Origin of the sequence: Actinoplanes oryzae, assembly GCF_030757795.1 — a bacterium.
Taxonomy (GTDB): domain Bacteria; phylum Actinomycetota; class Actinomycetes; order Mycobacteriales; family Micromonosporaceae; genus Actinoplanes.
On the sequence record NZ_JAUQWH010000103.1, the window covers coordinates 22,102 to 32,034 of the forward strand.

A 9,933-nucleotide genomic window follows, 5' to 3' on the forward strand; every position below is an offset into this window, starting at 1 on the left:
GGCGCCGGGGTCCCGTGCCCCGGCGCCCGCGTATCCGCCGAGCCGAGAGGAAAGTCATGAGAACCTCGACCAGGGCGGCTCTGCTGGTCGCCGCCGCGGCCGCCGGGACCGTCGCCACGACGCGGGCGGTGTCCGCTCGCCGCCGGCCGGCCACCGACGGCATCGGGCGCTCGCACGCGCTGACCGTGGAGCGGCCGTACGACGAGCTCACCTCCCTCGACCTGCCGGCACCTCTGGTGGACCTCGGCGACGCCGTGACGGTCGAGCTGCGCGACGCGCCGGGCGACCGGGGCACCGAGATCCATGTGCGCCGCGTCGGCGACCGGGTCTCCGCCGGCGACGTCCGCAAGGCGCTGCGCGAGGCCCGCTCGCTGCTGGAGGTCGGCTACGTGCTGCTGCCCGACGCTCCCCCCACCACGAAGAAGACCTTGCGGAACAAGCCGCTGCGCGCGGCCACCGAGCACGGCCGCGAAGGAGGACTGCTGTGAAAGCCCTGCAGTGGTACGGCACCAACGAGCTCAAGGTCGGCGACGTCCCCGAGCCCGAGCTGCGCAACCCCGGCGACGCCATCGTCAAGGTGACCCGGTCGGTGACGTGCGGGTCGGATCTGCACCTGCTCGGCGGCTACATCCCGTTCATGGAGAAGGGCGACGTGCTCGGCCACGAGTTCATCGGCGAGATCGTCGAGGTGGGCTCGGACGTGAAGGCGCACCAGGTCGGCGACCGGGTCGTGGTGTCGTCGTTCATCGCCTGCGGCAAGTGTCACCACTGCCACCGCCGCGAGTTCTCGCTCTGCGACAACGGCAACACCAACCCGGCGATCACCGAGTCGCTGTGGGGTCACGCCGTCGGCGGTTGCTTCGGCTACAGCCACGCGCTGGGCGGCAACGCCGGCAGCCACGCCGAGTACATCCGCGTGCCGTACGCCGACATCGGCGCCTTCACGATCCCCGACGCGGTCAGCGACGAGCGGGCCCTCTTCGCCTCCGACTCGGCGGCCACCGGCTGGATGGGCGCCGACCTCGGCGGCGTGCAGCCCGGCCAGGTCGTCGCGGTGTGGGGCGCCGGGGCGGTCGGCCAGATGGCGGCGCGCGCGGCCATCCTGCTCGGCGCCGAGCGGGTCGTGGTGATCGACCGGCTCGACTACCGGCTGCGGCAGGTGGAGAAGTTCGTCGGCGCCGAGACGCTCAACTACGAGCGCACGAACATCCACGAGGAGCTGCGCGAGCTCAGCGGCGGCCGGGGCCCCGACGTGTGCATCGAGGCCGTGGGCTCGGAGGCCGCCGGATCCTCGTACGACAAGGTGAAGCAGCAGCTGCGCCTGCAGACGGACCGGCCCACGGCGCTGCGGGAGGCGATCCACGCGTGCGCCAAGGGCGGATCGGTCTTCGTGCTCGGCGTCTTCGCCGGATTCGTCGACAAGTACCCGCTCGGCGCGATGATGAACAAGGGCCTGACCGTGCGCGGGGCGCAGATGCACGGCCAGCGCTACATCCCGATGCTGCTGGACCGGATGGCGCGTGACGAGCTGACCACCGAGCATCTCGCCACGCACACCATGCCGCTGACCGAGGCGGTCGAGGGTTACCGGCTGTTCAAGGAGAAGGAGGACGACTGCGTCCGCGCGGTCTTCATCCCCTGAGGGCGAGCAGCTTCTCGTAGAGCGCCAGATATCCGGCGGCCATGACGGCCGGGGTGAAGCGGCGGGCCGCCTCGGCGCGGCACTCCGCCTCGACGATCGCCCCGGCCGCGTGGACGAGCTCGCCCAGCTCGTCCTCGTCGGTGGTGAGCAGGCCCGTACGCCCGTGGTCGATCAGCTCCGGCAGGCAGCCGCGGGCGATGCCGGCCACGGGCGTGCCCAGGGCGAGGGCCTCGACGACGGCGGTGCCGCCGGGCTCGTTCCAGCGCAACGGGAAGAGGGCGACCTTCGCCTGAGCCACGAGCGCGTCGCGGTCGGCGCCCGCCACCGTGCCGAGCCACTTGACCCGGTCGCCGTCGACGTGCGGGGCGACGTGGTCGTACCAGAAGCGCACGTCGGGGTTGGCCCGGTCGGCGGCGCGCAGCTGCTCCGGGGTGTGACACGGGCCGACCGGGCCGGCCAGGACGAGGTCGAAGCCGTGCTCGTGGGCGAGGCGGGCGGCGAGGTCCTGCCCCTTGCCGGGATTGATACGGCCGAGCACGACGGCGTACGGCTGCTTCTCGGTCTTCTCCCGCGTGTCGGCGCCGACCGCCAGGGGCGTCGCCAGGTGCACGTGCCCGATGGCGTTGGCCCGCAGTCCCGCCGGGGCGTGCGCGAGCTGGTCGGCCGAGACGCCGTTGACCCGGACCCGGTCCCCGCCGTCGAACTCGCCGTAGAGTTCGGGGTGCTTGGCCAGGTCCCAGTGCAGCGTGTGCAGCCCGGGCGGCGCGCCGGCGCCCATCCCGGCGAGCATGGTCAGGCCCGCGGCCTCGACGTGGTCGTGCACGAGGTCGATGCCGCCGGCGGCGACCCGGCGCAGGACGGCGGCCTGGTGCGCGGGCACGACCCCGCACGCCTGGTTGTACGGGCGCTGGAGCATCTCGAACCGGCCGGCCGGGAACGTATCGACCCGCTCGTCGGCCGCCAGGGTGCTCTCCCCGACCGTCGCGAGCACCACCTCGACGCCGAGCTCGCGCAGCTCGGGCACGAGGGTGGCGACGATGTTCTCGATCCCGCCGTAGCCCCGGGGCGGCACGGGCAGCCAGGGCCCGGCGTTCATCAGCACCCGCATCAGGCGGCCGCCAGCTTGACCATGCGGCTGCGCACCTGCACCAGCGGCGGCCGCTCGGTGACGCCGGTGTCGTGCACCACGATCTCGCGGTCGAGCCGGGGCAGCGCCTCGGTGCCGCCGCGGCGGAACTGGGTCATGAGCGTCGACGGCGGCTCCGGGTCGGTCACCAGGCCGCGGCGGTGCAGCCGGCCCCACGCCGTGACGATGATCTGCGCCGCCATCCGGCCGAGCGCCTCGGTGCTCTGGTGCCGGTGGTGCCGCTCCCCCAGGTCCACCTGGGCGAGGGCGTCCAGGCCGACCTCGTCGAGCAGGTCGATCAGCATCGCGATCTCGACGCCGTACCCGGAGACGAACGGGACGCGCTCGAGCACGCTGCGCCGGCCCGCGTACTCGCCCGCCAGGGGCTGCACCACGCCGGCGAGCTCCGGCCAGAAGAGGTTGATCAGCGGGCGGGCGGCCAGCTCGGTGACCCGGCCGCCGCCGTCCGGCTCGGTGCCCGCGGCCTGGTGCAGCGGGCGGTGGTAGAAGCCCTTGACGAAGGCCACGGACGGGTCGGTGAGCAGCGGCCCGAGCAGGCCGGTCACGAAGTGCGCGGAGAAGTCGTGCAGGTCGCCGTCGACGAAGGCGACCACGTCGCCGGTGCTCGCGGCCAGCCCGGCCCAGAGCGCGTCGCCCTTGCCCTCCATCCGGGGCAGCCCCCGGGTCACGTCGTCCTGGCTGACGACCCGGGCCCCGGCGGCCCGCGCCACGAGCGCGGTGTCGTCGGTGGACCGGGAGTCCACGACGATCAGCTCGTCGACCAGCGGGACGCGGGTGCGCAGCTGCCGCGTGATGGTGCTCACGATGGCGCCCACGGTGGCCTCTTCGTTGCGCGCGGGGATGACCACGCTCACCCGGGTGGCGCCCTTGGCGCGGGCCAGGTCACCGGCGGTCCACTCGGCGGCGTTGCGGGTCCGGGACGAGGCCCATGCCTCGATGACCGGCGAAACGTCGTACGTCATGTGCTGACCCCCGATGTTGATCACGGACAAAGCCCTGGTCTCTTCCCCCGATCGGGTGACCTTCAACCTGTGACTTCTCACAGACTCGCCGAGGTTTTGCCGGGCCCCGCACCGAGCAGTGTCGACCTCGGAACAGCTGCCGAGAAGGAGTTTTCATGCCGGTGACAAGAGTGGGACTGGTCGGGGCCGGAGGCGTCGCCCAGCGTCACGCGCGGGTGCTTTCCGAACTGCCGGATGTGCAGGTGGCAGCGGTGACGGACGTGGTGCCGAACGCGGCGGCGGCACTCGCCGAGCCCTACGGCGCCCGGGTCGTGCCCGACGTGGACGCCCTGCTGTCCGAGGGGGTGGACGCCGTCTATGTTTGCGTGCCGCCCTTCGCGCACGGACCGGCCGAACGGGCGGTCATCGCCGCCGGTCTGCCGCTGTTCGTGGAAAAGCCCATTGCTCTCGATCGTGGCGTAGCCCAAGAAATCGCCGATCTTGTCGCCGCGAAGGACATCCTGACCGGGGTCGGCCACCACTGGCGCTACCTGGCCGTCGTGGAGCAGGCCCGCGAGCTGCTCGGCGACCGGCCGGTGCGGCTGGTCACGGGCAGCTGGCTCGACAAGGTGCCGCCGGTGGGCTGGTGGCCGCACCGGGACAAGTCGGGCGGTCCGGTCGTCGAGCAGGCCGCCCACGTGCTCGACCTGGCCCGGCACCTGGTCGGCGAGGTGACCTCGGTGACCGCGGTCGGCAACGGCACGCCGCCGGTCGAGGGCGCGGACATCGACGGCGCGACCGCGGCCACGCTGCGCTTCGCGGGCGGGGCGGTCGGCACGCTGACGGCCACGTGCGTGCTGGGCTGGAAGGAGCGGGCAGGCCTGGAGATCTACGCCGACCGGCTCGCGCTCTCGATCAGCGAGACCGGCCTGACCGTACGCGACGAGCACGGCACCCGCACCGTCGACAGCGACCCGGACTCGGCGCGCGTGGCGGTGGACCGGGCGTTCATCGGGGCGGTCAGGGGCGACCTGCCCCGCGACGCCGTGCGCGTGCCCTACGCGGAGGCGCTCAAGACCCACGAGCTCGCCCTCGCCATCGCCTCGGCGGCGACCCGTGACTGACCGCAACGTCGTCGTCACCGGACCGGGCCGGGTCGAGATCGTCGACGCGCCGGTGGAGCCCGGGCCCTTCCGCGTGCGGACGCTGTTCAGCGGCGTGTCGGCCGGGACCGAGCTGAGCTTCGTCAAGGGCACCCACCCCGGGCTGCACGTGGGCTTCGACGGGGAGCTGGGCCTCTTCGGGGGCCCGGCGACGGACGCCTACCCGGTGACCCGGCTCGGGTACATGGAGGTCGGCGTCGTCGAGTCGTCCTCCACGCCGGCCGTGCGCGTGGGGTCGACGGTCGCCATGACGTACGGGCACCGCACCGGCTGGACCGGCGACCCGCTGCGCGACCGGATCGTCCCCCTGCCGTCCGCCCTCGACCCGATGCTCGGCATCTACGCCGCGCACATGGGCCCGATCTGCGCCAACGGCCTGCTGCACGCCGCCGCCGAAGCCGGCGGATCAGCCCTGGGCGACGGCGTGGCCGGGCGCCGGGTGGCCGTCACCGGCGCGGGCGTGGTGGGCCTGCTCACGGCGCTCTTCGCCCGGGCGCACGGCGCCCTGTCGGTCGTCGTGGTCGACCCCTCCCCCGATCGGCTCGCCGTCGCCGCCGCCCTGGGGCTCGACACGCTCGACTCGTCGGCCGGCGACCCGGCCGTCACTCTCAAGACGGCGTGGCGGCACTGGCCCGGCGACCGGGGCGCCGACGTGGTGTTCCAGTGCCGGGGCCAGGCCTCCGCGCTGCAGCTGGCGCTGCGGCTGCTGCGTCCCCAGGGAACGGTCGTCGACCTGGCGTTCTACCAGGGCGGGGCGGACGAGGTGCGGCTCGGCGAGGAGTTCCACCACAACGGCCTGAGCCTGCGGTGCGCGCAGATCGGCCGGGTGCCGCGCGGCCTGGCCGGCACGTGGGACCGCGACCGGCTGTCCGCGGCGACGATCGACCTGCTGAGCGCGCACGGCGACGACATCAGGCAGCACGTGATCTCGGCCGTGGTGCCCTTCGAGGAGACCCCGCAGCTGCTGGCCGACCTGGGGGCGCGGCGGCGGCAGGAGATCCAGTCGGTGCTGGCCTTCGGCTGAGGGCCGCCCGGGTCCCGGGCTCGGGTGCCGCACGGGCACCCGGGTCCCGGGCTCGGGTGCCGCACGGGCACCCGGGTCCCGGGCTCGGGTGCCGCACCCGAGCCCCCCTCTTCCGCGCGCCCGTTGGCCCCGCGCCGGGACGCGCCTACGCTGACGGCATGGCAGAGCCGAAGACGACGCCGAACGATGCGAGCGTGGCCGCGTTCCTGGCCGCCGTCGCCGACCCGAGACGCCGGGCCGACGCCACGGCCGTCTGCGCGCTGATGAGCGAGGCAACCGGCGAGCCGGCGACGATGTGGGGCTCGTCGATCGTCGGCTTCGGGCGTTACCACTACCGGTACGCCTCCGGCCGGGAGGGCGAGTGGCCCGCGGTCGCGCTGTCGCCGCGCAAACAAGCACTCACCCTCTACGTCTCCCCCGACTTCGCCGGGCACGACGAGCTGCTCGCCCGGCTCGGCCCGCACTCCGTCGGCAAGTCGTGCCTGCACCTGAAGCGGCTGGCCGACATCGACGAACACGTGCTGCGCGAGCTGGTCACCGCGGCCTTCCACCACCTCGACGGCCGCACCCTCACCAGCTGAGGCCTGTTTCCTCAAGGCAGCCCTTCGGGCCGCACGCAGCCGACGCGTCATGCCGGCTCGCGCCTGCCCCCGCCCTCCCGGCGTGACCGGCGGCAGAAACGTCTGACCCGCTCTGAGCCTATGACCAGCAGAAATACCCTCCGCTTGGATCTTGGGCACAAGGTGGGCCCAACGTAGCGAGCGGCGGTCATGCTCGGCTCCCAGCCGACATGGCCGCCGTTTCGCGTATCCCGAGTGCCCCGTCGACCAGCGAGCGCGTGCGGTCCAACACGTCGGGCCACTCCAGCACGTACTCGTTGAGGGTGATCGTCGGGGTCGAGTGCCCGAGCGCCAGCTGCACCGTCTTGACGCTGGCCCCGGCGTGGATCAGCAGCGTCGCGTAGTAGTGGCGCAAGCCGCGAAAGCCCCAACGCGGCGGCAGCCCGACCCGGGTACGGATCGGCGCCCAGGTGCGGGAGAACGTCGAGGCGTTCACCGGCTCGCCGCTGGCCGCCCGAGAGATCAGCTCAGCGGGTCGCCGTGCCGGCCGCCGCAGGTCGGTGTCGTCGTCGACCTTCACGGGCGTCACCCCGTGTTCCAGGTGCGCCCGCAGCGCCGCCGCTACCACGTCCGGCAGCTCGACCGTGCGTGAGCTGGTCTTCGTCTTTGGCCGGCCAAGGTACGGCGGGTGGCCCTTGTGCATCTTGAGCTGCTGGCGCACCGTCAGCTCCGCACGCTCGAATCGCGCGGATCAGGGAGGAAGTCGCGGCCCGCATGCCGACTCCGGACGAGTCCATCGGGCTTGCTATTCCGGACGGTGTCCCCGTGCTCGAAGTCCTACACACCGCGTTCGATCCCGGTGGCCGGCCATTCGACGGCTACCCGGTTGAGGGAGCCGATTACGCGGAGAGCTGGATGCACCCCGAGGGATCGCTGTCGGCACGGGTCGCCGGCAGTTCCGGGGAGGTGCTGGGACATGCCGCAATCTGCGACCTCGAGGACGGCGACGCGGCGGCCGCGATGCTGATGAAGCGTCTGGATATCCCGGCGACCGAAATCGCTGTGCTGGCTCGCCTCTTCGTGGGGCCGACCGCGCGGAGGAGCGGCACGGGACAGCGACTCGCCGAAGCGGCCCTCGCGTACGCCGTCGAACACCGGCGCCGCGCCGTATTCGACGTGATGGAGAAGGACTCCGCCGCCATCCGCATGTACGAGCGGCTGGGATGCGTCATGCTCGGACGCACCTCGCATCAGGTCGCGGGCGGACGGGTCGTTCCGGCACTTTGCTTTGCCGCTCCGGGAGTGCTCGACAGCTGACGTCTGCCACTCAGCGACCGGTGAGAATTTCTCTACATCTTCAAGGCGGCCTGCGGGCCGCGCGCGAGCCGCCTCCGCCAGGCCCTCCGCGCCTTGCCGCTTCGCTCTCGGCGCGACCCGGCATAGTCTTTCGCGAGGGGCGCCGAATGCGAGGAAGCCCCGATAGGCCTCCTTCAGGAAGCTATCGGGGCAACCTCGCCGACACGTAGAGTCAGCTGTCCCGCCTTTGCTTGTTCTGCTCGGCCCACGCATCGGCAATTCGCTCAAGCGCGTTTGCAACAGCGACGAGCGCTAGCACCTGCGCGGAAGCGACCGCCTTGCCCGCGTCCGGACCGCGCGAGTCCGCCTCTCGCAGCTCGCTGAGGACCGCATTAATCCATGTGTTGTCCATGTCAGGGCTCCGGTTGTCGTGGCTGGCTATCAGCCTTGCCTAACGAACTGCCCGCGCGTTACGGCACGGCCGCGTCCCGAGCACACGCCTCCGGCGGGCAGGGCCTCCGGCGGCCGGGGCTCCGCCCCTGGACCCAGGGCCGCTCTGGGATGGCCGGAACCCGGCGGACCATCGCACACCGGAGGCCACCAGACCGCGCCTGCCTGGACCAAGCAGGCGCGGCCCGGCCGAGCGAAGCTGGCGCGACGGGATGCCACACCGGGACACGGACCACCCGTCGCTTTGAAGATCAAGGGCACAACGCGCCTCAAGATCATGCGGCCCAACGAGGGCACAATTCCCGCCACAAAGAGCTGAAAGTGACGACAACGAGCGCGAACGATATGCGCTGGTCAACACCGCGATTCGGACCGCTGGACGAGGTCAGCTCACTCCCCCGCTTGGTTCGAGATGAACCACTGCGGTTGACGCCTTCCGGCAGTGGATTCTCGGGCCGTCCCTGGGTCGTCAGGGCCGCCAGGGGGCCGTCAAGCGTCGACCAACTTTGAACCGTATTTACGTTTGAAATGGCAGGTGAAGACGGGTGCACGCGACCATGACCAGTGCTCGGGACAAGGTCCACGCGGGACACCGCCGACAGCCAGCCGCCCCACCCCTCGTTTGCGCTTTCGTAGATCAACCATGGTGTGAGGCCGTCTCTGGGCCGTCCGGGCTCTCGGGCTCTCGCAGGAGAGCGTCGAGGGCCCGCAGAGGGCTGGATGTACCCAGAGGGTTGCTGTCGGCGTGGGGCGCGGGCAGCTAAGGGGAGGTGCTGGGACGTGCCGCAATTCGTGAGCCGCAGGACGGCGATGAGGGCTTTCGCGGGACGTGCGCAGGCGGGATCTGGGCCCGCCGCAGCCCGGCCTCAGTGGTGAAAGAGGCCTCAGGCCGGTGTGATCCGCGTCCTCGGCTTTGGTCATCCCCGGCGGGCTGCAGCAGACTGGTACGCCGCGACGGACGGGGCTGGGGGCGAGGCGGCGGTGGTGCACGAACCGGACGCTCCCGGGCTGGTCGGGCGGGGCGCGGTCTGGGCGGAGCTCGTGGCGCTGCTGGATCCCGCGCGGCCGGAGAGCACCGCCGCCCTGCTGACCGGGGCGGCCGGGATCGGGAAGACGGCGCTGGTCGAGGCGTTCGCGGCCGAGGCGGACGGGCGGGACCACGTCGTGCTGCGGGTCACCGGGGGCGGCGGGGGTCCGTACTTGGGGCTGCGCGCCCTGTTCGCCGGCGTGCCCGCCGCGGTGGTCGACGGCCTGCCGGAGGGGCAGCGCCGGGCCCTGCGCGCGGCCCTCGCCGGGCAGGAGCACGGGGTCGGGCTGCTGGCGCTGCGCTCCGCCCTGTGCGCCGCGCTGACCCGGCTGGCCGGCGACCGGGGGCCGGTCGTGCTGGTCGCCGACGACGTGGACCGGGTCGACGCGCCGACGTTCGACCTGCTGCTGACGCTCGCGGCCGTGATCACGTGGCGGCAGGCGCCGGTCGTGGCGCTGTTCGCGGCCCGGACCGAGCGGGTGCCCGGGGACCTGGGCGAGCTGGTGCGGCTGGTGCCCGTACGCCCGCTGGCCGAGACCGACGCCGAGCGGCTGCTGGACCGCCTGCCCACCGCCCCGGCCGGCGCCGATCGGCTCGCGCTGCTGCGCCGGGCCGCGGGCAACCCGCTCGCGCTGCGGGAGCTCAGCGCCGCGCCGGGGGTGGCCGCGGATCGGGCCGGCGGC

At 72.8% G+C, this 9,933-nt stretch carries 11 protein-coding genes; 7 read left to right on the forward strand and 4 right to left on the reverse strand.

The genetic code is table 11. From position 1 onward, the window contains the following. Positions 1-56 precede the first annotated feature (56 nt). Both RBH18_RS28220 and RBH18_RS28225 read left to right on the forward strand, forming a co-directional pair. Complete coding sequence (locus RBH18_RS28220) at positions 57-488, forward strand: hypothetical protein (RefSeq protein WP_306213103.1); 432 nt, start codon at positions 57-59, stop codon at positions 486-488. Beyond that, a complete protein-coding gene (locus tag RBH18_RS28225; RefSeq protein WP_306213104.1) occupies positions 485-1,642 on the forward strand; it encodes a zinc-dependent alcohol dehydrogenase in 1,158 nt (385 codons plus the stop codon). Before RBH18_RS28220 ends, RBH18_RS28225 begins: the two co-directional genes overlap by 4 nt. On the opposite strand, the gene RBH18_RS28230 is transcribed toward RBH18_RS28225, so the two are convergent. Together RBH18_RS28230 and RBH18_RS28235 are read right to left on the reverse strand one after the other, a co-directional pair. Continuing rightward, positions 1,632-2,750 carry a glycosyltransferase gene (locus tag RBH18_RS28230; RefSeq protein WP_306213106.1) on the reverse strand — a complete coding sequence of 373 codons (1,119 nt, stop codon included), beginning with the start codon at positions 2,748-2,750 and terminating at the stop codon, positions 1,632-1,634. The genes RBH18_RS28225 and RBH18_RS28230 overlap by 11 nt on opposite strands. Further along, positions 2,750-3,751 (reverse strand): glucosyl-3-phosphoglycerate synthase, encoded by a 1,002-nt coding sequence (locus tag RBH18_RS28235; protein WP_306213108.1) that lies wholly within the window; start codon positions 3,749-3,751, stop codon positions 2,750-2,752. Before RBH18_RS28235 ends, RBH18_RS28230 begins: the two co-directional genes overlap by 1 nt. 155 nt (positions 3,752-3,906) lie before the next feature. Here RBH18_RS28235 and RBH18_RS28240 point away from each other — a divergent pair, with 155 nt between their 5' ends. The 3 genes from RBH18_RS28240 to RBH18_RS28250 all read left to right on the forward strand — a co-directional run bounded on the left by RBH18_RS28240 (position 3,907) and on the right by RBH18_RS28250 (position 6,498). Continuing rightward, positions 3,907-4,854 (forward strand): Gfo/Idh/MocA family protein, encoded by a 948-nt coding sequence (locus RBH18_RS28240; RefSeq protein ID WP_306213110.1) that lies wholly within the window; start codon positions 3,907-3,909, stop codon positions 4,852-4,854. Continuing rightward, complete coding sequence (locus RBH18_RS28245; protein WP_306213112.1) at positions 4,847-5,917, forward strand: zinc-dependent alcohol dehydrogenase; 1,071 nt, start codon at positions 4,847-4,849, stop codon at positions 5,915-5,917. Before RBH18_RS28240 ends, RBH18_RS28245 begins: the two co-directional genes overlap by 8 nt. Before the next feature lie 158 nt (positions 5,918-6,075). Further along, complete coding sequence (locus RBH18_RS28250) at positions 6,076-6,498, forward strand: DUF1801 domain-containing protein (protein WP_306213114.1); 423 nt, start codon at positions 6,076-6,078, stop codon at positions 6,496-6,498. 187 nt (positions 6,499-6,685) lie between these two features. On the opposite strand, the gene RBH18_RS28255 is transcribed toward RBH18_RS28250, so the two are convergent. Continuing rightward, complete coding sequence (locus tag RBH18_RS28255; protein ID WP_306213115.1) at positions 6,686-7,198, reverse strand: tyrosine-type recombinase/integrase; 513 nt, start codon at positions 7,196-7,198, stop codon at positions 6,686-6,688. 104 nt (positions 7,199-7,302) lie between these two features. On the opposite strand from RBH18_RS28255, the gene RBH18_RS28260 reads away from it, so the two are divergent. After that, positions 7,303-7,794 (forward strand): GNAT family N-acetyltransferase, encoded by a 492-nt coding sequence (locus tag RBH18_RS28260; RefSeq protein WP_306213117.1) that lies wholly within the window; start codon positions 7,303-7,305, stop codon positions 7,792-7,794. A gap of 211 nt (positions 7,795-8,005) precedes the next feature. On the opposite strand, the gene RBH18_RS28265 is transcribed toward RBH18_RS28260, so the two are convergent. After that, positions 8,006-8,185 carry a hypothetical protein gene (locus RBH18_RS28265; protein ID WP_306213119.1) on the reverse strand — a complete coding sequence of 60 codons (180 nt, stop codon included), beginning with the start codon at positions 8,183-8,185 and terminating at the stop codon, positions 8,006-8,008. A 1,019-nt stretch (positions 8,186-9,204) separates the two neighbouring features. On the opposite strand from RBH18_RS28265, the gene RBH18_RS28270 reads away from it, so the two are divergent. Next, positions 9,205-9,933, forward strand: a 729-nt coding sequence (locus tag RBH18_RS28270) for an ATP-binding protein (RefSeq protein ID WP_306213121.1), incomplete at its 3' end; no start/stop codon positions are given.